Source organism: Candidatus Cloacimonadota bacterium (assembly GCA_016932035.1).
Classification (GTDB): domain Bacteria; phylum Cloacimonadota; class Cloacimonadia; order JGIOTU-2; family JGIOTU-2; genus Celaenobacter.
The window spans coordinates 23,570-50,052 of sequence record JAFGDR010000045.1 but is presented as its reverse complement, the minus strand read 5'-3'; the positions used below and the strand labels follow the sequence as shown (position 1 = coordinate 50,052).

Below are 26,483 nucleotides of genomic sequence, written 5' to 3'. Positions count from 1 at the left end.
TTTGAGTTTATGAGTTCCCGAAGTTTTTCATTTTGATCGTAAGCTTTTTCGAGACTAACTTCAGGACCGCCGGGAATCATCTTAGCGATGCCGTCAACTTCATAGAGTGGAACACTCATTGCTCTGCCAACGTCACGTATAACCATTTTTGCACCCAGACTTCCAAGTGTTCCAATCTGGCTTACATTTTCCTGTCCGTACTTTTTTACAATATAATCGATGACCTTTGGTCTGGTTTCATTTGAGAAATCCGTATCGATATCAGGCATGCTAACACGTGCAGGATTCAGGAAACGTTCGAAGAATAGGTTATATCGTATAGGATCTATTTTTGTTATATCGATTAGATATGCTACGATGCTACCTGCACAAGAACCTCTACCAGGTCCAACTGCAACACCCATCTTTCGTGCTTCTCGTATAATATCCCAAACGATCAGAAAATAGCTTACAAATCCCATCTTTTTGATCACGGCAAGTTCATGCTCGATGCGGTCTGTTATCTCGTCTGTCACGTCAGAATATTTTTTTTCAACACCTTCATAAACCAATTTTCTGAGGTATTCATAATCGTCGGCATAGCCTTCCGGAATAGTGAAATGCGGGAATAGGAATCCCTTGTAATCGAGTTCGAAATCACATTTTTCGGCGACTTTCAAGGTGTTATCAATAGCTTCTGGAATGTCGCTGAAAAGGCTCTTCATTTCATTGGGACTGCGAAAATATATCTGGTCAGTAGTGAATTTCATTCGGTTGGTATCTTCAAGGATCTTACCTGTCTGAACGCAAAGAAGTACATCCTGAGCTTTGGCATCCGAGCGTTTAATAAAGTGGCAGTCATTTGTCGCCACCAACGCGGCACCTGTTTCTTCAGAGAGTCTTCTGATCTGTTTGATGAGATCCTCTTCTTTGTCCAATCCAAGCCGCATAATTTCAAGATAGAAGTCATCCTTACCAAATATTTCCTGATACTGTTTGACAACCTGCACTGCTTTGTCATATTTGTTTTGAAGGATCATTTGGGATACTTCCCCCTGCATGCAGCCACTCATTCCGATCAAGCCCTCAGAGTATTTCGAAAGGAGCTTTTTGTCGATCCTTGGTTTATAATAATGTCCCTTGATGAAAGCAATGCTGGAGAGTCTCATCAGGTTGTGATATCCGGTTTGATTTTTTACAAGCAATGTGATATGATGACGGCGACACTGCTTGTCTTTTTCAGACAGAATGCTCCCGTTGATAATGTATCCTTCCATCCCGATAATAGGTTTGACATGATGGGCTTTTGCGGTTTTGTAAAAATCGATTGCTCCATACATGTTTCCATGATCGGTCATCGCTACTGCAGGCATTTGCCATTCAGAAGCCAGCTTCATCAGGTCGGAGATTCTGCTTGCACCGTCTAAAAGACTGTACTGAGTGTGGTTGTGAAGATGGACAAAGGACACATGTTCTCCTAAATAATTTTCATTATTCGTAGAGATAAAAAAAAGGCAGTCAAATATTTTCAACTGCCGATGTAAATTTTATGAATTTTAGAAAAATTATTGCAATTTTTCGTACACGCTCACCTGACGTGTGCGTTTTCTTTTTGTGCGGAATCCAGTGAATTTATAGGGCTCAAATTTAACAAATCCGTCGATAAGAGCATAAATGGTAAAATCATTACCGAGTCCGACATTTTTTCCAGGATGGATCTTTGTGCCTTTTTGGCGTACGATGATATTTCCTTTTTCAACGAATTGACCGGCATATTTTTTCACGCCTAAAAATTTCGGGTTACTATCTCTACCGTTTTGAGTACTGCCTACACCTTTTTTATGTGCCATGATAATCCTCTAATTTTTAATAATTTCTTTGATCTTGATTTCCGTAAAGTCCTGACGATGACCTTGCTTGCGGCTATAGCTCTTACGTCTTTTTTTCTTGAAAACTATGATCTTTTTATCTCTTCCATGACCAAGAACTTCAGCAATGATCTTTGCACCTTTAACGGTTGGTTTGCCGATATGAGTTTTTGAGTCATCTTCAAGTAGAAGTAAGGAATCGATCTCTATTTCTGAGCCGATCTCTTTGTCTTCAAGATATGCTACATGGAGCACATCGTCTTTTTGAACTCTGTGTTGCTGACCTTTGAAATCTATTATTGCGTACATCTCTAACTCCTTGTAATTAGGAACTGCAAAATTCAAGTGCCCATAATCCATGTCAAGTTTTATGAAAAAACCCCCTAAACTTGATAAAGATCAGTTATATCTTTCTTAGATTTTGATGATAAAATCTTAAAATCGGTAATCCCCATTTCACCGTTAAGGATGAATTTCCATGTAAAAGGATAGTCCTTTTTGATCGTGGGCTTTTTTTCCAGAATATATTCATAAACCCATGGATGGATATGTATTTCCAGTTCATCTTTTGTATGATATTTCGAAGCACGATCCAGCCAGCGAAAAATATTATCGAGTATGCTGATCCGTGACAATACCCGCCCTGCTCCCTGACAAGATGGGCATGGTTCGTAGAAATTCGAGAGAAGATTTCCTTTTGCCCGTTTTCTGGTCATTTCTACCATATTTAGTGGACTGGAAGAAAATATTTTATTTGGACAGTAATCCTTAGCCATCTCCTGACGGAATGTCTGGAGTACTTTGAGACGGTTTTCAGGTTTGTACATATCGATAAAATCTATGAAGATCATGCCTGTTAGGTCCTGGAGTCTGATCTGGCGAGCGATCTCTTTAGCTGCCTCAATATTTGTTATGGTCACTGTATTTTCAAGACTTTTGTTCCCGACAAAACTACCTGTGTTCACGTCGATTGAGACCAATGCTTCGGTTTGCTGAATGACAATAAAGCCCCCGCTATCAAGATAGATGCGTGAACGGAATATCTTTGAGATCTCTCTCTCGATCCCATACGCATCGAAAATATTGGCATCCTCCCTGTAGAGACGGATCTTTTTAATGAAATCAGGGGCTATCATTTTAAGACGTTTGATCACATTTGCACGGACTTTCTTTGAGTCAATGATGACCTTGTCGATGTTCTTATGGATAAGGTCGCGAATAATCGTTGAAGTCAAATCATTATCATTATAAATACAGGTCGGTTCTTTTGATTCTTTGAATTTTTCCTGTATTTCCATCCAGGTTCTTCTCAGGTTTCGATACTCCTTCTTGAATTCCTGTTCGGTATGATATTCTGCGAAAGTTCTCACAATAAGACCGATATTTTTCTCTTTTAGATTAGAAAATATTTGTTTTAGGCGACGTTTTTCCTTGCTCGAACTGATCTTTCTTGAGATGGCTATGTAATTCTTGTTTGGCATATAAACCATGAAACGACCGGGTATGGAAATCTCACCAGTTAGACGAGCGCCCTTTTTCCCAATTGGCGCTTTCTCCACCTCAACCATAACTTCCTGCCCATCTTCAAGTAATTCTCCCATCTTGTAGATGTCGTTCTTGATTTCTTTTAAATTGACATCGTCCAGTTCTTCGAGATCCATGAAATCGGGCACGGCATCTCTAAAATGTAAAAGAGCCGTTCGCTCCAGTCCAATGTCGATAAAACTTGCCCCCATACCCGGAACATTATCTTTGACGATTCCTTTGTATATGTTCCCAACGATCTCATTTTGATCTTCTCGGTGTATAAACAATTCGACAAGTTTGTTGTTCTCGATGAGCGCCATCCGATTTGCGAATGTGCTTATATTAACCACTAATTCACTTTTCATTAAAAAAGCCTCCAAAAATAAATAAAATTAAAAAATTAATACAGTTCTATTCTTTCAATATGACATGTTCCGATTTGCATCTGCGAATAGTGAAAAGCCTTTTCGAGGATTTCAAACATATTGAGCCCCAGCTTTTTTAAGATGTCGACTCCGTTCGCAAGCATTGTTACTTCCAAAAAAAAATTATTCAAATAAATCTCATTATTTTTTCGTTCTGAATAAAAAAATATATCCTGAAATTCATCGATCTTTTTCCAATCTATCGAATTGTCAGGAGAAGTAATTCTTATCAATTCCTCTGTATAATTCATTTTCTTCGAAGAATCTATAGTAATCACTTCTTTGATGACAAAATCTTTCGGCAGATTCACGTCAAGTTTTTTTCTGATTAGTTGCTCATCCATTTTTTTTGTCATCGAAAATGTTATACTTTCTCTTTTGCCTGTCATTCCGAGACTTAACGGTGGACAGAAGGAAATTTTTGGATGTCGATTAAATCCTTTTGTATAATAAATCGGAAGGGTGCTTTTTCTCAAGATCGTATAGATCAATGCCGACAGCTCTTTATGAGATATAAAACGTAATTTGTCGCCTTTTTCATAGATAATCTTATAAAAAATTCTACATTCATCCGATTCTGTATTAATTTCTTTGTTCTGCGAAGAAACACTCTCTTCTCTTTCTTCTGTGCTAAAGGTTGGCGACATATTTTCGCAAACACCACACTGTGAACACACTCCGGTACGGCAGTCTTCTGTTATCAGGTAATGCATCGACTTATTAAATTCTTCGATTAAGAAATCTTTCCTTATGCACGAATCGATATGATCCCAGGGAAGTAAGGAATTGGAAGGAATCTCACATCTGTATGTATTAAAATCGACATTATTTTTTTCAGCAGCTTGTTCCCAAACAATATAATCAAATGAGTTATTCCAGCTGTCAAAAAGTGCACCATCTTTGTAAGCTGTGAAGATTACATTTGAAATATCTCTATCCCCACGTGCAATCACAGCTTCGAGCTTGGACTGTTCTAAGGTATGATACTTAATCGAGATCTTTTTTCTGTTTGAAAAGTAATGCTTCACCAACGATATTTTATAGAGGAATTCCTCAACTGTATCCTGCCTGCACCACTGGAAGGGAGTATGTGCTTTCGGAACAAATGGGGCAATGCTTACGTTAATCTTTGAAATTTTCTTCGGATTAATAGCATACATCTTTTCGATAAGAGTGATGATCTCTTCAATATCTTCTTCTGTTTCACCCGGAAGACCGACCATAAAATATAACTTGATCGATCTGATACCCATATTGAGAGCACATTGAACTGATGTTAGAATTTCTTGTTCTGAGATATTTTTGTTAATACTATCACGGAGTCTTTGCGAGCCGGCTTCAGGTGCAAGAGTTATTGTATTTCCGAGTATTTTTCTTAGTTGAGGTTGAAAATTATCTTCAAACGTATCGATTCTTAAAGAGGGGAGAGAGATCGTGATGTTGGATTTCGGCAGTACGTGCATCAGCGATGACAGAAGAGGTTGGATTGAAGAATAATCTGAAGTTGAAAGTGAGTTGAGAGATATTTCCTCCCAGCCGTTTGTTTCGATATCTCTGTAGATTTGTTTCTCGATCAGGCTGCTGTCCCGTTCCCGTATGGGACGATAGATCATTCCCGCCTGGCAAAATCGGCAACCTCGTGAGCATCCCCTCATGACCTCAAATGCTGGTCTGCGATGTACAATATCGATAATTGGCATCAGTTGCGGAGAGTGCATTTTATCAGGATTATTGAAATCTTTGAAGAACCTTCGCTTGATTGTTTGAGGAACATCGTTTCTGGTCGGTCGGATCGAGGTGCCATTCTCATCTTTGACCTGCTCATAAAATCGAGGAACATATACTCCCTCGATCTGGGTAAGAAGATAGAGTATCTCTTCTCGTGTTTTTGATTTATAAGCACGAAGAAGTTCAGCTATCTCAAGTATAACATCTTCTCCATCACCAATAACGAAAGCATCGATAAAAAGAGAAAGGGGTTCCGGATTAAAAGCACCCGGCCCACCTGCAATGATGATCGGATCCTCTTGGATTCGGTTTTCAGACAGGATTGGTATCTGACCGAGTTCAAGCATAAGAAGGATATTAGTGCATGAAAGTTCATACTGGAGGGTAAAACCGACAACATCAAAATTCTTTAAAGGCACTTTATCCTCAATAGAAAAAAGAGGAATGGACTTCTCCCTGAGCAGCTCAATCAAATCATGATCTGGCGCATAGACTCTATCTGCAGCAAGAGTGTCTTGAGCGTTAAGGATCGTGTATAAAATCTTCAATCCCAGATGGGACATTCCCACTTCGTAAAGGTCCGGGAAACAAAGAGCGATGTTAAAATACTTTTCTGAGACCTGTTTCTTTTTTGTGTTCAGTTCATTATTTGTATATCTTCCGGGACGAGTAACAAAATAGAGATATTTTTCAATGTCAACGGTCTGCACATCATTCCTTGAGTTCTATCGATTCTTCACATACTCGGGGAACACGTGCCAGGGTACATCCTTCCCTTTGAGAATATATTTTTTATAAAGGTCTTCTTTTTTATATGAGTATTTCTGAGTTTCGGTCTGTTCGAGTTCACCGGAACTGTTGAGGATATCTGTTCCATTCTGCTGGGTAAGCAAAGCATTTTTATCCTCAAATAGATTCCTGTGCAATACACCCTTTTTCTGAAGATGAAGCCCGACCATGAAAAGGATGGCAACAATGATCACGAGGGCTGATATCTTAAAAAAGATCCTGGGTATGAGTACTTTTTTTGACGTCTGCTTCTTCTTTTGCAAAGGAACACTTTTCTTCTTTTCTTCGAGATCATATTGCTTGGCATAAAGCGTCATTGCTTTGTTAATATTCGCACCGATGAAACGGGTATAATTCAGAATATACATTCGGGCAAACCTGATATCGATCAGTTCATGAAGTGTGTCATTCTCAATAGCTTCCAGGAATTGTATCTTGATCATCGTGCGTTCATGGACCTCATCCAGATCGATGCCTTTGAACATACGGTGGGCTCTCAGGTATCCCCCGAGACTTTCATGGTTTTCTTCAACAACCTTCTGCGAAAATTTAATTGCCATTGCGATCCTTTATTTCCAAAGTACAAACATCATCAGCGAACCCGCTAGATTACAGGCGACGTCTTTGTAACTAAAATACTGCCCTTTTACTTTATCGTCAAAAATTTCTTTAAAAATTCCAATTATTCCAGTCAGACTCAAAGACCAGATCCTGGCTGAATCCGGTTTCATGTGCCCTGCATTTTTCAGCATCTCATACTGCCAGCAATACACAAAAGCCGATGAAAGCACGTGTGAAATGGAATCATGTGCAAAAAGAGGTTCTCCAACGAATTTCAATGGTTCAGCTTCTGCACGCTGTACAATGCCACATGCAAAAATAACCAAAAGAAAGATCATGATATATTTCATAAGCTATTGATTGCCATATTTAACTGATCGGGTAACATGAATCAAAGCAAAAAAAATAAAAGAATTGCAACTTGTGGGCATACAATTCTTTTATAAAACTGGTTTTATGATCTCTTAAGGAAGCCAGCTCTCGTCGATCACATCCTCTGTGCCTGTGACAGACCAGTAATCCTTGTCAAAGTTATAAACGATCTGTGCGCCGGCTTTACCGAATTTGTTCGTCGTGGTAGCAATAACCGTTGTGTCTGTAAGAGTAAATTCGAAAAATTGTTTGCCTTCGAGCTCGTCAGTAAGGTTGAGCATGGTTATGTCGAATGCATAATAACCCTGATCTGCGTTGAATTGCTCGTTTGCTTGAAGAATGATATCAAAGGTCGGGAACACCTCGAGATCCATTCTGTCCCTGTTGCGTTTTTCACCGATTGCAGGAAAAACAAGTATCACGATTATACCCACGATCAGTATAACCATCAAAACTTCTATCAATGTCGCCTTTTTTGCTTCATTTTGCTGTGCCATCGCACCTCCAATTTGGTTTTACAATTTGAAAAACTGATTGAGCTTGTCAAAATATTTGTGAATGAAAATACTCATTGACAATAATTAATCCATAATTTTAGAAAGCACAAGGATAAAAGATGAAAATAATAAGAGTAAGAAAAGGATTGTCTGGTGAGTAAGAAGATTTTGTTATGTTGTGCAGGATTATTATTGGTTTCACATTTATTTACTGATACCATTATCGTAGATATAGACGGCACTGGAGATTACATAACGATCCAGGAAGGTATAGATTACTCGGCAAATGGAGATGTAGTCCTGGTTTATCCGGGACGATATATAGAGAATGTAAATTTTAATGGACATAGCATTACTTTGGCGAGCTTGGAACTCACCACAGGAAATGAAGTATATATAGATTCAACGATCATCGATGGGAATAGAGCAGGAAGCTGTGTGACGGTGATAAATGGGGAGATAGCCACCATCAGAGGATTTACCATAACAAATGGTTCCGGAACAGATATGTCAGCTGGTAATAGGGGTGGTGGTATCATTGCACATCATGGTTATTCATCAAGTTCGGGTATTTCGATTGTAAACTGTATGATAAAAGATAACATTGCTGAACAGGGCGGTGGGATTTTTATTTGTGGTTCGAATGATAATATATACACTCCACTTCTCTCAGGTGTTACAATTAAAACAAATCAATCAATGTCGGGAGGCGGAATTCATAACATATTTTCCCGACCTTCATTTGATCCTGATAATTTATGTAACATTTATAACAATCATGCAGGTCTTGGGCAGGATATCTATGCCTATGATTCATGTCATATCCATGTGGTTGTGGATACATTTACTGTTTTTGAACCTGAGAAGTATTTTGCTGAGTATATACAATATTATCCAAATGATATAGGAGAGTTTTCATTTGATATTCAACATTCATGGATGGAAGAGATCAACCACGATTTATATGTGTCTTCAGAAGGGGATGACAGTAACAGCGGATTGTCGATGGACGAGCCTTTAAGAACCATTGCACTAGCAACCGACAGGATCGCGTCAGACAGCTTAAATCCAAAAACCGTTCACGTCGAAGAAGGTGAGTATTCACAAACACTTAATGATCAGATATTTCCAATTTCTATGAAGAGTAATACATCACTCGTTGGGGAGAATATCGACACAAAGATTATTGGTGATGATTCATTGTTTAATACCCTGATAATGATTTATAATGAAAAAGAAAATATTAACATAACCAACTTCTCTTTTGAAAGTGATATAACCTTGCAAAGTGCAATATTAAATTTTCATGATAATAAGAATATTACTTTTAAAGATTTACAATTCAGTGATATGATATTCAGGTATGGAAGTTCAATTTATACCTATATAGCTGATTCAGTATTGTATCAGAACATTTTAGTAAATAATATTGATTCAAATGAAATATGCGGAATCCATCACGAACAAACCAATGCAAAATTAGAGAATTGTATTTTTACAGACAACTATGCCCATGGTATTTATTCATTTACTGCAATACGAATAGATGCTGTGGATTATGCAGTTGTTGAGAATTGTATTTTTAATAATAATAGTAATAACAATGATGAAAGAACATTAATGTTAATGAGTTATCAGCAATTTTGTAATCCCACATTAGAGGTCAGAAATTGTATAGTTACAAATAATGCATCACCTTCAAATTCCATAATGTCTTGCTCATCCACAGATCCGATAGGTGATGTGTTTTTTACTAATAATACTTTCGCAAACAATTCTTCACAAAGATCTACTTTGAATGTAGGAGGAAATATTACATTTACGAATAATATAATGTGGGATTCAACTCAATGTGAAGTATTCATATATGATCTTTCAGCGTATGGAATTATTTCTACATTAGATATTCAATATAACGATATAAAAGATAGTATCGACGGTGTGTGGAACCAGAATGGGGCAAACATAGTACACTGGCTGGACGGTAATATTGATGTAGATCCACAGTTTACGGGTACGGGAGATTATCCTTATTATTTATCGAGCACTTCTCCCTGTATTGATGCAGGCACACCCGACACAACAGGACTCAATCTTCCATGGTTAGACTTAGCGGGGAACCCACGTGTATATGGTGGAAGAATCGATATGGGCGCTTTAGAGTGGCAGGGATATAGTGTCGATCCGGATACCAATATGGTGAATAATCTGTACTTCTTTAAGAACACACCCAATCCTTTTAAAGATCAAACCACAATCTCTTTCACGTCATTGGATTATGACAGGGTGAGAGAATACACATTATCAATCTACAATTTACGAGGACAGCTTGTGCGAAGATTTTACGGACCAGATGAACATTTCTGGGCAATAAACGAGATTGTATGGGATGGAAAAGATATGGACGGGAATGTCACTGCTCCTGGTGTGTATTTTTATTCTCTTGAGTTCGAGGAAACTGCTGTTGTGAGGAAGATGGTGAAATTTACCTCACCCTAACCCTCTCCTTGGCAAGGAGAGGAAATAAAAGGGAGAGGTTTGAAAGATATTATTCACCTAGATTTTTCTCTGTGATCTCTGTAGTTTAATACTACTTTTCTTAGATATAAAAACAAAAATTAGAACATGTAGGGTCAATTGCCCCAATTGACCAGGATAAAGAAAGCAGCCCAACTTAAGTCTTTGCTTCAAGCACAAATTAGTTGACACAAAAATGAACTGGACGCATTCGTATTTCATCTTAATCTATCGAGAGGAATGAGAACATGAAAAAAGCATTAATAATCATCCCGACCTATAATGAATCTGAGAATATTCCAAAGCTCATACCCAAAGTTCTTTCGGAAGATAAACGTATCGAAATACTGATCGTTGATGATAATTCACCGGACGGTACTGCTGATCTCGTGAAGAACATCATGAAAACAAATCCGAAAGTGCATATTCTTGAGCGTGAAGGCAAAATGGGTCTTGGAAGTGCCTATATCGCAGGATTCAAATATGCGCTGGAACATAACTATGATTATGTATTCGAAATGGATGCGGATTTCTCTCACAATCCGGATGACATCCCAAACTTCCTTGAAGCAATCAAAACTAACGATTTGGTCATTGGTTCACGATATATAACCGGCGTGAATGTCGTCAACTGGCCCTTCAGACGATTGCTTTTAAGTATTGGCGCATCAAAATATGTCCGCCTTATCACATCGCTTCCAATAAAAGATCCAACCGGCGGATACAAATGCTTTAGAAAAGAAGTGCTCGAAGCACTCGATCTTGATAGCGTGATGTCGGACGGTTACTCATTCCAGATAGAGCTGAACTACAAGGTCTGGAAAAAGGGATTTCGCATAAAAGAGATTCCCATCGTTTTTTATGACCGTGTCAACGGAACATCCAAGATGTCCAAAAAAATTGTCAGAGAGGCAATTGTCAGAGTTTGGCAGCTTCGTTTTTTCCCTGAATACTGGGAGCGACGAAGTAAAAAAAAGCTGCAAAAGAAATCATAGTTCATAATTTATAACGAATTATTATCATGAAAATCAAAGTTAAAATTCTCATAGATTATCTTTTCATTCTTATCGGAACAGCTCTGATGGGTTTGTCCATTGTACTTTTTTTGTCTCCAAACAAGATCGCTGCTGGTGGTGTGAGCGGTCTGGCAGTTGTTATCAACTATCTCTTTCACATCCCTATCGGTATTATCATGCTTGTGTTCAATATTCCGCTTTTCTTAATAGGATTGAAAATTCTGGGAAAACGATTCGGCATTCGAACAATTGTTGGGATGATCACCTTTTCACTGTTCACAGACTTTTTCAATAATATTCTTCACCTTAAAGCGCTTACCGAAAATCCTCTTCTCGCAAGTTTGTATGGCGGATTGTTACTTGGTATTGGACTCGGCATCGTTTTTAAGGCAAAGGGCTCGACAGGCGGCTCGGACATTGTTGCGCAGATATTCAGCCAGAACAGGATCATGACTGCTGGTAATACATTTATTCTCATAGATTTTGTTGTGATCAGTATAGCGGGTTTGTGCTTCAGGGGTGTCGAGTTTGCACTCTGGGGATTTATTGCATTATACATTTCCAGCAAAGTTGTCGATGTTATTATTGCCGGACTCGGCTATGCAAAAGCTTCACTTATTATATCAGATAAATCGGATGAAATAAAAGAACTCATATTCGATAAAATGAACAGGGGTGTGACGTTCTTGAAAAGTGAGGGCGCTTACTCAGGCAAAGAGCGTGATGTGATACTTTGCATCGTTTCCAGGCGCGAGGTAGCAAAACTCACCGAGATCGTGAAATCAACTGATCCCGATGCGTTTGTCATCATTCAGGAAGTTCATCAAGTTCTGGGTAAGGGCTTCAAACCAAGAGAAAATATTGTATAATAAAATGAACCACGAAATACAAGCAAATGAAATCAATGGATTTCTGTTCTTTCGTGTTTTTCGTGGTTAAAATAAACAGGAGTTTTATGGCAAAATTAGGTGTTAATATCGATCATGTAGCAACGATCAGACAGGCTCGCAAAACCTTTGAGCCCGATCCGGTGGAAGCAGCCTTTATTGCAGAAAAATACGGCGCAGACCAGATCACCATCCACCTTCGTGAAGATAGACGTCATATACAGGACAGAGATCTGAGGATTATCAGAGAAACAGTGCAGACAAAACTCAACCTTGAAATGGCACCAACTGAAGAGATGGTCGCCATAGCAAAAGCTGTCCATCCGGATACGGTTACGCTGGTGCCTGAAAAACGTGAGGAAGTTACAACAGAGGGCGGATTGAACCTGGAACTCAAAGGTCTAGAAGAGAAAATACATGCACTGAAAGAAGCAGGGATTGCAGTCAGCGTGTTCATCGATCCGGATAATGAAGTAGTAAAAATGGCACACAAGCTTGGGGCTGATGCCGTCGAACTCCACACCGGTTACTTTGCAAATGCAAAAAGCGAACAAGACATACTCAGCGAAGTGGAGCGCATCAAAGAAGCAGTGCATACAGGCAAGAAACAAGGACTCTATGTGGCAGCGGGTCACGGAATTACATATTTCAATGCACATTATCTTGCAGGAATAGAGGATATCCAGGAATATAATATCGGGCATTCGATCATTTCACGGGCAGTTTTTGTGGGGCTCGGAAGAGCTGTTCAAGAGATGAAAGCACTCATTTCCTGAATGCTATGTATGCCTATCTTGCAGCCATTACTTTTTTTTCTATTCTACTTACTCCATATTTTCTCTTTAAATATTTGAAGAATCCTTACGAATGGAAACAGCGCTTAGGATTCATACAAATTCCTCATCATAATAAAAAAACTATCTGGTTTCACGCAGCATCAGTTGGTGAGATACATGCCATTATACCGCTTGTTAGGGAGTTTATAAATAAACACAGCGATCAATGGTATGTAGTCATTTCAACTACAACAACTACCGGGCATGAAAGAACGAAGGAATTTGCATCATCTTGTCAGGAAAATGTTACTCCGATCCTTCTTCCTCTGGATATTCCTTTCTCAATTTTGCGAACACTAAAGAGAATTTCTCCCGATCTACTTGTCATTGCAGAAACTGAGATATGGCCTGCTTTGATACATTATGCTCACAAGCTAAAGTCGAATATTATTCTTATCAATGGAAGGATCGCTCCCAAAACTGTTAAGAATTATAAGAAATTTTCCTTTATTTTCAGGAAAGTGCTGAATCACATTGATGAGATCGGTACTCAGACCGATGAAGATAGGTTACGATTCGAGGAAGTGACAGCCAGCCCTGTTCATGTTATAGGGAATCTGAAATATGCACTCCAGCTTACCGAGTTTGATGTTGTTGAAATCAAGAAAGAATGGCATCTATCCTCACCATTCATTATTACCTTTGGTAGTTCGCGACCCGGCGAAGAACTTATCGTTGCAGAGCTCTATACCTTTCTCAATGAAAAAAATGTTGATTCCCAGATCATTCTCGCACCACGCCATCTTCAGCGGCTTGATGAAGTTGAGAAAATTCTTAAAGATAATAATATTGAGTACAGAAAATTATCCGATTTATCATCACCAAAACGACTCATTCTCATTGATACAATGGGCGAATTGACAAAAGCATATGCCGTTTCAGATATTGCGTTAGTCGGCGGCAGCTTCTATGATTTTACCGGTCATAATCCACTTGAGCCAGCTTATTTCGCCAAACCAATTATCATGGGGCCGTATCATTCAAGCTGTATGAAATCCGTCGAAATGCTCAAAAATGCTGATGCAATAGTTATCTCGGACAAGAATGAATTGCAGAATGTAATCTTTAATTTGTTTAATGATCCTCAAAAGCGAGTCGAGATGGGGCAGAAAGCAAAAGAAGTAATGGAAAAGAACAGGGATGCTCTTGAGAAAACCTTGAACATGATCGAGAAGTTCCTGTAAACTGTTGGCGAGGTGACTATGAAAGAAGCACAGTTTTATAAGAAATTAGAAAGCAATAAGGTACAATGCCTACTCTGTCCGCAAATGTGTGAGATTGCAGATGGAAAACGAGGGATGTGTTTTGGCAGGAAGAACGAACGTGGAACGCTGTATGCTGAGAATTATGGTGAGACAATCTCGATTTCAATGGATCCTATTGAAAAAAAACCGCTCTATCATTTCTGTCCGGGAAAGGATATACTCTCGATCGGTCCAAACGGGTGTAATCTTACCTGCGATTTTTGCCAGAACTATTCCATATCCCAGCAAAAAGCACCAACAAGCACTCTTCATCCTGAAGACCTGATTGCACTCTGCAAGAAATATAATTCAATCGGTGTTGCCTATACGTACACAGAACCGCTTATCTGGTACGAATATATTCTTGATACAGCTAAAGTATTGCAAGCACACGATCTCAAGGTCGTACTCGTATCGAACGGATTTATCAATCCCGAGCCGGTGAAGAAGCTCCTTCCTTATGTCGATGCCATGAATATAGACCTGAAGGCATTTGCTAATGATTTTTATAAAACATACTGTTCCGGACGCCTTGAAGCGGTAAAAAATACGATCAACCTTGCTGCGCAGCACACACATATCGAAATCACGAATCTTATCATAACTGACTTGAATGATTCGAGAAAAGAGATCGAGGAACTCGTTGAATTTGTGGCAGGTATAAATAAAGATATTCCTCTTCATTTTTCACGATATTTCCCTGTATACAAAATGAAAAAACCACCTACAAAACCTGAAACGCTTGAAATGGCATACGAGATCGGAAAAAAGATACTATCCTATGTTTACGTTGGAAATATTCATCTACATGAAACCCATGATACATACTGCCCAAGCTGTCATGAACTGCTTATCAAACGTTCGGGATTCTACACTTCAGTGAGCAATATCGATGAAAATAATTGCTGCATGACATGCGGACATAAGATATACGGAGTACACCTTTTTGATTAAGCGGGAATTACTCTCTCATTTTACCTTTGCAGATGGTGTGCTGATATTTCTGATTATTCTCATTATAATTATATCAGCATTGATTATTTATAAGAATGGACATGAGACAGAATGGGCTGTGATCAAATTCGAAGACAATACTGAAACTATATCTTTAGAAAAAGATCAGATCTATGAACTCGACAATGGCATGGTGATTGAGGTCAAAGGAGGAAAGATCAGGGTCAAGGATTCTGATTGTCCGCAAAAGATATGCGTCAAGCACGGATGGCTGAAATTTGCTAATGATGTGATCGTGTGCCTTCCAAATGAAACGATAATTTATTTAAAGAAAAAGTCTGACCTCGACTATATTACAAGATGATGAAATTCCAGGAACAAAGAATCCTCCTTCTCTCGGCTTACTCGATCATGGCTGTATTGCTTTTTATCGTGGAAAGTGTCATACCCAAACCGCTGCCTTTTATGAGGATCGGACTGGCAAATGTTTTTATATTACTTATTCTTGTACAGCTTGATTTTGTTTCAGCTCTCGTCGTGACGATGTCGAAGGTCATCATAGGCAACCTTTTTTCAGGACTGCTTTTTACACCGTTTGTGCTCTTTTCCTTAGTAAGCAGCTTGGTCTCATTGCTTGTGATGTATGCAGTATATAAGAGCAAAATTCCGGTAAGTCTGATCGGTGTTAGTATAACCGGTGCTGTTTCTCACTTGCTTACACAGCTGATTTTAGGATATTTTCTTTTTGTGCATACGTTAAGGATTTTTGTTCTTTTTCCAATCATACTCCTTATAGGACTTGTCAGCGGACTGATAACAGGAATACTTGTCGTGGTGTTATATAAAAAGATACAACTTAGAACTTTTGAATCGCTGCAAAAATACTAAATTGAAAAAACTATCAAAAAGGGATACATAAAAGATTGACAAAAAAAACTCAGCCACTTTTCTATTCTCGATTTATTCGTGCTCAGGAATATGATGCTGTTCATGGTACGGATTCAAGAAAGTAGAGGTAATCTGTCATGAAAGGGTTATTAGTAAGAAAAACTCTATTCTTACTTGTTATTATTTGTGTATCAATCTCACTTTTTGCGAAGAATCAGGAAGCATATAAGTCGGTTGAACAGCTCATTCAACTTGCCGAAAGTATGCAGAATGAAGATCTCGCTAAAACAGTGGAGATCTGTTCCCAAGCCCTTGAAATACTGGAAGATTATCCGGATGAAGCTCTTGAGCGCAAAACACATCTTCTGCTTGCTCAAACAAAACGTCTTATGGGATTGTATGAGGAATCTCTTCAAAGTCTCGAATTTCTTATTGGAGGAAATTTGAATCCCGAAGACAGAGAGAGCAGCGCACATGCATACCTGACAGCAGCCTCAAATTTAGAAAGGATGGGAGAATACGTACAGGCATATGAAGCATCCATAAAAGCGCTCGAGAATTTCGAAAGACTTCAGGACTACAAAAATGTCATTGCTACTAAGATCCTTATCGGTGATTTGTTCATCGTATTAAAGAACTATAATAATGCAGTACAATATCTCGAGGAAGCACTGGTTCTTGCCAGGGACAATGGTTTTTCGAAAGAATACTATAATTCGATAATTCGTCTTGGCAGATCATATCAAAGGATGGGTGAATGGGAGAAGTCCCGCACATGTATGAATGAAGTTTTAGATGAAGATGACTCGTCCCTTTATCAAAAGGGATATGCCCACTACATCATAGGTCAAACCTATCTTGATGAAAAAAACTGGGATCTGGCACTTCAGAATGAACTCAAAGCGCTCGAATTTGCCGTACATGAGGATAACTTATACCTTCAATCTGTTGCATACACCGATCTTGGATATATTGAAATGAATCTCGGACATTATGAAAATGCGCTGGTGTACAATCAAAATGCTCTTGCCTTAAGAAGAGAAAGAGAGAACCAGTCCCTCATTGCAAGCTCACTGAGAAATATTGGAACCCTTAACATCAGGTTTGGAAAGTACGATCAAGCAATCGAATATCTTATGAAAGCACTGGACATAACCAGAACAAATATTGAGCCGGCAATTTCAAGCGATATCTATCTCAACCTTTCAAAAGCCTACGCTGCATTGGGCGAGTATAAAAAATCCTATGATAATCTCCTTGAATATGCAAATCTAAAGGACAAGATATATGATGAAACACTGATCAGTAACATCCAGGATGTTGAGTTCGAGTATTTTATTGAAAAAAAGAATGCTGAACTTGAAATTCTTAGAAAAGACAGTGAGATCAAAGAACTCGAGATCAAAAGGCAGACAATACTTCACACGTCGATAATCATTATTTTAGTCTTTCTGGTCATTATCATCTTTCTCCTTTTGAACAAGTATAGGGTAAGTGAAAAAATGTCCGAGAAACTTGAAGCGATGGTCGAAACTCGAACAGAAGAATTGAAAAATGAGATACTGGTCAGGAAGGAAACAGAAGGACAACTCAACCGGTCGCTCAAAGAAAAAGAGCTGCTCCTTCGAGAAATCCATCACAGAGTAAAAAATAATCTGCAGGTGATATCAGGACTTCTTCATCTTCAGCAAGAGGAGATTAAAACAAAGGAAGATGCACATAAAGGATTTGTAGCAAGCCAGGATAGGATCCAAGCAATGGCAAAGGCATATGAGTTGTTGCTGGGTTCACCGTATATGTCCGAAGTGAGTGTGGGTAAATACATCGAAGAACTCGCTAATCAGATCAGATATAATTATGATCTTAAGGGCAGAGTAACAATGCATTATACAATGGATGAAGTAACTGCCGGAATTGAGATCCTTGATAGACTCGGATTGATCCTGAACGAACTCCTGACCAATGCAATCAAATATGCTTTTGAGGGAAGAGATACTGGAGATATCCATATTCGACTTCATAAAAGAGAAAATGCACTTGAAGTAACTATTTCAGATAATGGGATAGGAATTTCTGAAGATTATGATGAAATTCATCCAAAGACTCTTGGACTATCAATTGTGCAAATGCTTGTTCAACAACTTGAGGGCAGCATGACGGTCCACCTTCAAAACGGAACGAGTTTTATGCTTATTATTCCATTATAAATGGGCGAAAGAAGTATTATGAATAAGATTTTAATAATCGATGATACAAAAGAAAATCTGGAAGCAGTTAAAGATTCACTTGAATTATTAATCCCGAATTGTGTCGTAATAACAACAGATTCAGGGAAAGAAGGGCTAAAAGTAGCGAAGGATGTACTGCCGGATGTCATTATTTCAGACGTTGTTATGCCCGAAATGAATGGAATTGAAGTATGCAAGAGATTGAAGAAAGATGAAAAAACAAAGCTTATACCAATAATAATACACACAGGATCGAAAACCGATGCTGACACCCGTATTCAATGCCTGGAAGCTGGAGCCGATGTATTTTTAGCCAAACCGATTGATGCCGGAGAACTCACTGCTCAGATCAATGCAATGTTGAGAATTAAAAAAGCTGAAGATAAACTCCGTGCAGAAAAAGAACAATTAGATGTTTCGGTATATAAAAGAACAAATGAATTAAAGGAGAGTGAAGAAGCCTTAACGCTCGTAATTGAAAATATACCTTTTGCTGTTTTTGCACATAATCTTGATGGAGAATTTATTCTTGTGAACAAAACTTCTAGTGACTATACTGGTTATACCAAAAGAGAACTCCTCAAAATGAGGGTATCTGATGTAGACCATCAAAGCATCACAAGGGACTTTCGGAAAAATATCTGGGAGAAACTTCAATATGGCGAACATGAACAAGTATTCTCTACTCACTATAGAAAAGATGGATCACAGTATCCGGTTGAAGTCCATATAACTGCTATCACTTTAAGAAGCGAACCCATAATCATTGCCATAGTCCAAGATATCACTGAGCGCAAACTGGTAGAGAAAGCCTTAGCTGAAAGCGGACAATTAAACAGAACTGTGATCGAGAATTCACCAATTGGTATTTCTGTGAGAGATAAAAATGGCACACTTCTATTATCAAATAAAGCTTGGAAGACCCTCTGGGGATCTTCTGAAAAAGATATTTCAGCAGCTCATCAAAAAAGAAATAAACTTGTTTTTGATGAAAAAGATTCATACCTGCATGATCATCTTGATGAAATTAGGAGAGTATATTCGGAAGGTGGACAGTATTTTATTCAAGATGTTCAACTTTCACGAAACAAAGAGAATAAAGCTGAGTGGATCTCACAGTATTTTTATTCAATCGTAGATGAAAAAGGAGAGGTTGAAAAGGTTATTATTCTTACAGAAGATGTCACAGAACGCAAGCATGCAGAAGAAAAGCTCAAAAGATCGGAACAGAATTTGAGAGCTCTTTTTAGGGCAATGACCGATATCGTTTTAGAATTGGATCGGGAAGGAAGATATATTAATATCGCACCTACTTCGCCCGACCTTCTTTATAAACCAGCAGCTGAAATATTAGGAAAAACCTTACATGAGATCTTTCCCCTTAATGAAGCTGATAAATTTCTTTCAGTGATTCATAAATCACTTGATGAAGATAGAATTGTCAAGATAGAATACCCCCTAAAAATAAAAAATAAAGTTATTTGGTTCGAGGGTAGAGCAACCCCCAAAACCCCCAATACGGTACTTTATATTGCTCATGATATAACCGAACGCAAGGAAGCAGAGAGAATTCAAAAAACATTATTCAACATTTCAAATGCTCTGAATACAACTGATAATATCAATGAGCTTTACAGCAAGATCAGAGAATTTCTGGGAGATGTAATTGATACTACAAATTTCTATATTGCTTTATATAATGAAAAAACTGATATGATCTCTCTCCCTTTTGATGTTGATGAAAAAGACGCATTTGATACATTTCCTGCAGGCAAGACTATTACAAAATATGTCATCAAAACCGGCAAATCTCTTTTTGCTACGAAGGATGTTGTAAAAAAATTAATAAAAAATGGATTAATTGAAACAATTGGTTCTTCTTCTGAAATCTGGTTAGGTGTACCTCTTAAATTGGAAAACAAAGTAATCGGTGTAATTGCAGTTCAAAGCTATGATGATCCAAACCTTTATACAGAAAAAGATATTGAAATTCTAAACTTTATTTCCGAAGAAATAGCTCTTGCTATAAATCGTAAACAAGCAGAAGATGAGTTAAAAGTAAATCGAGAGCGTCTCAAAACAGCAAATTCTATCTTACGTCACGATATTGCCAATGATCTTATCGTGATAAAAAGCGCTCTGGATATTTACCATGAAGAGCAGGATAAAACAATGCTCGAGGAGATTGATAAACGAGTAGAAAAAAGTCTCATTACAATAAAACATCAACGAGAACAGGAGCGCTTCCTGGATTCTCATTCTGATTTAAATGAGTACCAAATTGATAATGTGATAAAAGAAATTATCAAAGATTATCCGGATATAGCATTCAATGTTACAGGTACCGGCAAAGCATATGCTGATAATGCGATATATTCCGTATTTGAGAATATTATCAATAATGCGGAAATGCACGCAAAGAGTACAAAACTCGACATTGATATCACGTATAATGAAGATTATTGCGATATCAAATTTGCCGATGATGGGATTGGTATACCTGATGAAATTAAACATAAGGTATTCGATAAAGGTTTCCAATTTGGGAAAAATGGGCATACTGGTATAGGTCTGTACATTGTAAAAAAGACTATAGATGATTATGGTGGAGAAGTCTTCATTCAGAATAATACACCAAAAGGTGCAGTATTCGTCATTCGTTTGAAAAAAACAATTGGAAGATAAAATATTTGATTTTTGATCTGTCATACTGACAAATTATTGAAATTCACTTCTTCCTTATTTAGATTTACACAATTAGAGTATTCACATATTATTTAATTAAGTTTTGACAGTTCAATGGAATCCTGCGAAAAAATGTAACGTATGAAAAAAGTTAAATTCTGGAATGTATTTTTTATTGTTGCCTGCATTTGTTTGTTTTTTGTAGGCCTTTTTGCAGGGCTTATTTATCATTACAGCCTTGAACTCCCACCCATATCACAGCTTGAAGAATACGAACTCATGAATGGCACAAAGGTGTTTGATAAAGATGGCAATCTTGTTAAGATATTCGCCAGCGAGCACCGCAGAAGTGTTCCTCTTTCGGAAATGTCCGACACATTGATCAATGCCTTTGTTGCAATGGAAGATGAGAATTTTTATGATCATACCGGTATTGATTTTACATCGATCCTTCGAGCTTTCCTGGCAAATTTTACAGCAGGAAGCATCCAGCAGGGTGCCAGTACTATTACACAGCAGCTTGCACGTGATATGTTCCTGAATCTTGAGCAGTCGATGGATAGGAAGGTCAAAGAAGCACTATTGAGTTTTAAGATAGAACGCACTTTCTCAAAAGATCAGATACTGGAAATGTATCTCAATAAAACATATCTTGGCGGTGGCAACTACGGTGTGGAATCCGCTGCACAGAATTATTTTGGGAAATCATCAAAAGACCTGACACTCGCGGAGTGTGCATTGCTTGCCCGAATTCCACAAGCACCAACCTATCTAAATCCTCGTCTTCACTATGATGAGGTGGTTCGAAGAAGCAAGTTTGTCCTCGCCCAGATGTATGATCTTGGATATATCGATGAAACAGCATATTATAAAGCCTACTATGATACAATTGAGATCAAAACAAGAAAAAAAGCCAAACAGCCGGTTGATTATTATCTTGAGTATGTCCGGAAGTATGTTGAGCAAAAATACGGCACATCCATGCTGTACAATGGTGGATTACAGGTTTATACACCTCTCGATGTCGACCTGACCAATTATGCGGATTCTGTTTTGAACAGACATCTTGTTGAGTTCGAGAACAAGTTGAATTATGATGTCAAATATGAAGACTTTCCAGCAGATACCTTTGATATTGATACAAAATATGTGCAAGGTGGTATATTTGCGATAGAACCAAACACGGGATATGTCCGCTCGATGCTCGGGGGAAGGAATTTTAATCACAGTAAATTCAACCGCGTGCAACAAGCACGAAGGCAGCCCGGTTCAGCATTCAAGCCATTCATTTATACCGCAGCGATAGCAAATGGCTATACTGCAGCAACTATGATTAATGACCTTCCAGTAATCTTTTTGCAAAATGATTCAACACACTGGGAACCCCCCAACTATGCAGATAAATTCTATGGATTAACTCGACTGCGTATTGCATTGAAACATTCAAGGAATATCCCGGTTATTAAGATATTCATGGACCTTACTCCCTATGAGGTTATTAAATATGCAGAGCGTCTTGGAATAGACAGTCCACTTTATCCTTTCCCTGCACTTTCATTGGGATCTGCAGAGGTTTATCCTGCTGAGCTTATCGCCGCATACTGCCCCTTCGCAAATGGCGGTAAGCGTGTCGATCCAATCTATATCACACGAATTGATGATGAGACGGGAAAGATGCTCGAAGAATATCTACCTCACTCCTCTCAGGTCATTAGTGAAGAGATTGCATATCTTATGACAAATTTGATGCAATCCGTTGTTGACGGTGGAACTGCCGGAGGTATTCGCTGGCGTGGTTTTTATCTTCCTGCAGCAGGTAAAACAGGCACAACCGATAACTTCCAGGATGCTTGGTGTATTGCTTATACAACACAAATGGTGCTCGGGATCTGGGTTGGCTTCGATGACAACATTACCCTTGGAAAAGGTCAGGCAGGAGCATACGTGGCAGTACCACCCTGGCCTTTTATCATGAAGCGAGCAGTATATAACAGCTCACCTAAAGACTCAACCGGTGAAGCAATTATCAACAGGAAACTCTATGAATTCGAGGAACCGGATAACATGGTTCATGTCACGATTTCAGAAAAAACAGGACTTCTTGCACAGCCCTTTGAAAAGGAAGTAACAGAAGAGGTTTTTATTCGAGGAACCGAGCCCACAATCCTTTCAGACAGCCTTGGATACAATTTTGAACCCCTCGGCTACCAGGATCTTACGATCGATACGCTGTTTATAGATATGGATGAATATTATCGTACGATGGATTATAAGAAAAGCATCAAAACACATCGCGGTGAATGATCTTCTTAATAACTATTCTGGGCATTCTACTTATATATTACATCATATTTATTGTGATTTTTTATCGGGGACTGGGAAGGAAATATCCTGCTGCAACAAGTGCCAAACCATTTATATCGATCGTCGTTGCTGCGCGAAATGAAGAAGACACAATTTCCCAATTACTGACATCTCTTATCAATCAGGATTATCCTGAAGATGAGTTTGAGATAATCATTGCAGACGATCAGTCTGAAGATTCAACAGCTCAAATCGTGCAGGATTTTCAAAAGAAGAGTAATAATCTTATACTATTTTCCGTAACGTTTTTTGATGATGTTGTATCCCGAAAAAAAAATGCATTGGCACAAGCTGTAGAAAAAAGTAGGGGAGAGATAATCCTCTGCACAGATGCAGATTGCATTGTTACATACCAATGGATTTCAGGGATGATCCGATACTTCGGAAGAGGAGTTGGCATGGTTGCGGGATTATCCACTCCATTTATTCCTGATTGGAAAGCAGCTACGCTCTTTCAAAAATATGAATACATTGATACGGCAGGACTCTTCTTTGCCGCAGCAGGTGCGCTTGGTACAGGAAGAGCTTTCTCGTGCAGTGGTCAGAATGTAGGGTTCACACGGGAAGCATTTGATAAAGTAGGCGGGTATGATAGGATTAAAAATTACATCTCCGGTGATGATGTTCTGATGATGCAGCTTATCCGCAATGCAGGTTATGAGATACGTTTTGCATTTGGAAAAGAGACACAGGCGTTTACAAAATCAGAGACGAAACTGGGAAATTTTTTAAATCAACGAACACGCTGGGCATCCAATGAAAAAGCACAAATATCATTGAATGTTGAATTTTACTTCTATCTAGCGGATGTGTTTTTGCTTAATCTGATGATACTTGTTGGATTATTTTTTATTCCTCTTTATGCCCTTGGAGCATGGGTCTTGAAGAGCATCGGCGAATATATTATCTTGCAAAGAGGAATAAAGCGTTTCGATCTCTTAAAGAATTCTATCATTCTTTTCCCGTTATGGGCACTTCTCCAACCTTTTTACATAACGATTGTTGGAATTGGCGGGAAGTTGCACCTTTTTTCGTGGAAGAAAAAAAACAATAGAAAATAAGGAAAATTACATATTTATCTTTTGACAAATAATATCGGTCTCAGAATAAGTGTCCTATTGAAAATCATGAAGGAAATTTCGTATGGCAAAGAAGATTAAAAAACATAAACACCACGAAATAAAAGAAGATAAGTTCGTAACGAATGCTCTGCTCTTTTATGAATTTTTGCAGAATCATTGGAAAAAAGTTGCATTCGGTGTGGGAGCAGTAATTGTAATCATCGTTTTGATCGTTTCCCTGACGTCACACTCCGGAAAAGTAAACATTATGGCTCTCAGGCAGTTTGATGAAGCTCTCGCTCTTTATGATGCTAATCAAGGTGACAAAGCTGAAGAAGCATTCCTTCAATTACTGGATGAGTATGGATCATCAAAATACAGTGGCTTGACATATCTCTACCTTGGTAAAATCAATATTGAGAAGAGTGATCCGGATGCTGACCTTGCAGAGACATATTTTAAAAAAGCAAAATCTAAACTGAAACAACAGGTTCTCAAGGAAGCTGCATGGCTTGGTTTGGCAGAATGTACGCGCGTTCAAAAGGGAGACGAAGCATATTATGAGTTCCTGGGCAGATTGATGAAGAAATTTCCTGATTCTTACAATGTGCCCCAACTCGCCTATAAGATCGCCGAATATTACTTTGAAACGGATAATTATGATCAAGCCACAAAGTATTATTCCATTATTGTTGATAAATATAATACTACAACAAACTTTTATAAGGCAAAGCAGCAATTGGAATATATTGAACAGCTGCTGCAGGATGCATAATTTTTTGATGCCATAAGCCCTTTCCGGAGGGCTTTTTTTATATACAATGAAAAAGAACATACTCGGCTGGATCAGTTATGATTTTGCCAATTCATCATTCACAACGGTGATCGTTACGGTTGTTTACAGTGTATATTTCAAAACTGTTATTGTAGGAAAAGAAGGAGTTGGAGATTCACTTTGGGGAGTTTCGGTTAGTTTGTCTATGCTGATTATTGCTCTGATTTCTCCTATGCTTGGAGCTATTGCTGATTATACTCATTCAAAGAAAAAATTCCTTTTTGTGTTCTGTTACACATCAGTCGTTTTTACAGCTCTTCTCTACTTTACCAGAGCCGGCACTATATTGTGGGGTATGCTCATTTTCATGATAGCTAATATCGGTTACGAGGGTGGAAATGTGTTTTATAACGCCTTTCTGCCGGAAATCACTACGAAAGAGAACATCGGTAAAATTTCAGGACTCGGCTGGGGGATCGGATATATTGGTGGATTGTGCGCCTTGTTGCTCTCATACCTGTTTATTGAAAACAATGTTATCCTTGTTTTTCCAACGATCGCTCTCTTTTTCGGGATTTTTGCCATACCGACCTTTGTTTTTATTAAAGAAGGTAACAGACAGCATAGTGTATCAAAAACAAATTATCTTAAGATCGGGTACGCTCGTATAAGAAATACATTTCTTCATATAAAGGACCTGAAAGAGCTTTATAAATTTTTGATTTCATATTTTATATACAATGACGGCATCAAGACTGTTATTGTTTTTGCGGCTATCTATGGGGCTCGGAGATTCGGTATGACCGGAGCTCAACTCATTATTTATTTTATACTTGCTAATATAACATCTTTTATTGGAGCCATTATTTTTGGATTTGTAGTTGACAAAATCGGTGCAAAAAGAACGATATCAACAACACTGCTAATCTGGATCGCAGTTGTTGTCTGGGCATATTTCTGCCCGAATGTTACGCAGTTTTATGGTGTCGGATTACTCGCCGGTATTGCGATCGGATCGAGTCAGTCGGCAAGCAGATCGCTGCTATCGCTTCTCACACCAGAAGATAAGCATGCTGAATTCTTTGGATTTTACGCAGTGAGCGGTAAAGCAGCTGCTATCATCGGACCGCTTATTTATGGATTGCTCGTGCTGATCTTTCATAGTCAAAGATTGGCAATATTAAGCATCGCAGCGTTCTTTATAGCTGGTTTCCTCGTTCTTCAGTCAGTTAATGAGAAAAAAGGAATCCAGGTAGCATCACAAATTTTTAGAAAGGAGTAG

At 38.4% G+C, this 26,483-nt stretch carries 22 protein-coding genes; 14 read left to right on the top strand and 8 right to left on the bottom strand.

The window, feature by feature from the left end:
* From dnaE to JW794_08370, 8 genes are all read right to left on the bottom strand, one after another.
* On the bottom strand, window positions 1-1,448 hold a 1,448-nt coding region (gene dnaE / locus JW794_08405), incomplete at its 3' end, for a DNA polymerase III subunit alpha (protein MBN2018129.1).
* A 96-nt stretch (window positions 1,449-1,544) separates the two neighbouring features.
* A complete protein-coding gene (rpmA, locus tag JW794_08400) occupies window positions 1,545-1,829 on the bottom strand; it encodes a 50S ribosomal protein L27 (protein MBN2018128.1) in 285 nt (94 codons plus the stop codon).
* 9 nt (window positions 1,830-1,838) lie between these two features.
* Complete coding sequence (gene rplU, locus JW794_08395) at window positions 1,839-2,156, bottom strand: 50S ribosomal protein L21 (protein ID MBN2018127.1); 318 nt, start codon at window positions 2,154-2,156, stop codon at window positions 1,839-1,841.
* Between the two features lie 74 nt (window positions 2,157-2,230).
* A complete protein-coding gene (locus JW794_08390) occupies window positions 2,231-3,739 on the bottom strand; it encodes an Rne/Rng family ribonuclease (GenBank protein MBN2018126.1) in 1,509 nt (502 codons plus the stop codon).
* A gap of 35 nt (window positions 3,740-3,774) precedes the next feature.
* Entirely contained in the window at window positions 3,775-6,237 is a 2,463-nt protein-coding gene (locus JW794_08385; protein ID MBN2018125.1) for a TIGR03960 family B12-binding radical SAM protein, read from the bottom strand.
* A 15-nt stretch (window positions 6,238-6,252) separates the two neighbouring features.
* On the bottom strand, window positions 6,253-6,876 hold the full coding sequence (locus JW794_08380) for a helix-turn-helix domain-containing protein (GenBank protein ID MBN2018124.1): 624 nt from the start codon (window positions 6,874-6,876) through the stop codon (window positions 6,253-6,255).
* Between the two features lie 9 nt (window positions 6,877-6,885).
* Window positions 6,886-7,227 carry a hypothetical protein gene (locus JW794_08375; protein ID MBN2018123.1) on the bottom strand — a complete coding sequence of 114 codons (342 nt, stop codon included), beginning with the start codon at window positions 7,225-7,227 and terminating at the stop codon, window positions 6,886-6,888.
* A gap of 114 nt (window positions 7,228-7,341) precedes the next feature.
* Window positions 7,342-7,746 (bottom strand): hypothetical protein, encoded by a 405-nt coding sequence (locus JW794_08370; protein ID MBN2018122.1) that lies wholly within the window; start codon window positions 7,744-7,746, stop codon window positions 7,342-7,344.
* A gap of 1,833 nt (window positions 7,747-9,579) precedes the next feature.
* Here JW794_08370 and JW794_08365 point away from each other — a divergent pair.
* The 14 genes from JW794_08365 (at window position 9,580) to JW794_08300 (ending at window position 26,483) form a co-directional block, all read left to right on the top strand.
* Window positions 9,580-10,245: a T9SS type A sorting domain-containing protein gene (locus JW794_08365; GenBank protein MBN2018121.1), complete on the top strand. Its 666-nt coding sequence runs from the start codon at window positions 9,580-9,582 to the stop codon at window positions 10,243-10,245.
* Window positions 10,246-10,511: 266 nt separating this feature from the next.
* On the top strand, window positions 10,512-11,258 hold the full coding sequence (locus tag JW794_08360) for a polyprenol monophosphomannose synthase (GenBank protein MBN2018120.1): 747 nt from the start codon (window positions 10,512-10,514) through the stop codon (window positions 11,256-11,258).
* Window positions 11,259-11,284: 26 nt separating this feature from the next.
* Entirely contained in the window at window positions 11,285-12,148 is an 864-nt protein-coding gene (locus JW794_08355) for a YitT family protein (protein ID MBN2018119.1), read from the top strand.
* An 86-nt stretch (window positions 12,149-12,234) separates the two neighbouring features.
* A complete protein-coding gene (locus JW794_08350) occupies window positions 12,235-12,942 on the top strand; it encodes a pyridoxine 5'-phosphate synthase (protein MBN2018118.1) in 708 nt (235 codons plus the stop codon).
* A 5-nt stretch (window positions 12,943-12,947) separates the two neighbouring features.
* The gene (locus tag JW794_08345; GenBank protein ID MBN2018117.1) at window positions 12,948-14,186 is read left to right on the top strand and encodes a hypothetical protein; all 1,239 of its coding nucleotides are present in this window, start codon (window positions 12,948-12,950) and stop codon (window positions 14,184-14,186) included.
* Window positions 14,187-14,204: 18 nt separating this feature from the next.
* Window positions 14,205-15,200 carry an AmmeMemoRadiSam system radical SAM enzyme gene (amrS, locus tag JW794_08340; GenBank protein ID MBN2018116.1) on the top strand — a complete coding sequence of 332 codons (996 nt, stop codon included), beginning with the start codon at window positions 14,205-14,207 and terminating at the stop codon, window positions 15,198-15,200.
* Entirely contained in the window at window positions 15,193-15,564 is a 372-nt protein-coding gene (locus JW794_08335) for a NusG domain II-containing protein (protein MBN2018115.1), read from the top strand. The genes amrS and JW794_08335 overlap by 8 nt, the downstream gene beginning before the upstream one ends.
* Window positions 15,561-16,088 carry a Gx transporter family protein gene (locus JW794_08330; protein MBN2018114.1) on the top strand — a complete coding sequence of 176 codons (528 nt, stop codon included), beginning with the start codon at window positions 15,561-15,563 and terminating at the stop codon, window positions 16,086-16,088. Before JW794_08335 ends, JW794_08330 begins: the two co-directional genes overlap by 4 nt.
* A 137-nt stretch (window positions 16,089-16,225) precedes the next feature.
* On the top strand, window positions 16,226-18,295 hold the full coding sequence (locus JW794_08325) for a tetratricopeptide repeat protein (GenBank protein MBN2018113.1): 2,070 nt from the start codon (window positions 16,226-16,228) through the stop codon (window positions 18,293-18,295).
* A gap of 18 nt (window positions 18,296-18,313) precedes the next feature.
* On the top strand, window positions 18,314-21,001 hold the full coding sequence (locus JW794_08320; protein ID MBN2018112.1) for a PAS domain S-box protein: 2,688 nt from the start codon (window positions 18,314-18,316) through the stop codon (window positions 20,999-21,001).
* 141 nt (window positions 21,002-21,142) lie between these two features.
* Window positions 21,143-23,305, top strand: coding sequence for a PBP1A family penicillin-binding protein (locus JW794_08315; protein MBN2018111.1), 2,163 nt, complete (start codon window positions 21,143-21,145; stop codon window positions 23,303-23,305).
* Complete coding sequence (locus JW794_08310) at window positions 23,302-24,426, top strand: glycosyltransferase (protein ID MBN2018110.1); 1,125 nt, start codon at window positions 23,302-23,304, stop codon at window positions 24,424-24,426. Before JW794_08315 ends, JW794_08310 begins: the two co-directional genes overlap by 4 nt.
* Window positions 24,427-24,508: 82 nt before the next feature.
* Window positions 24,509-25,201 (top strand): tetratricopeptide repeat protein, encoded by a 693-nt coding sequence (locus JW794_08305; GenBank protein ID MBN2018109.1) that lies wholly within the window; start codon window positions 24,509-24,511, stop codon window positions 25,199-25,201.
* A 46-nt stretch (window positions 25,202-25,247) separates the two neighbouring features.
* Window positions 25,248-26,483: an MFS transporter gene (locus tag JW794_08300; GenBank protein ID MBN2018108.1), complete on the top strand. Its 1,236-nt coding sequence runs from the start codon at window positions 25,248-25,250 to the stop codon at window positions 26,481-26,483.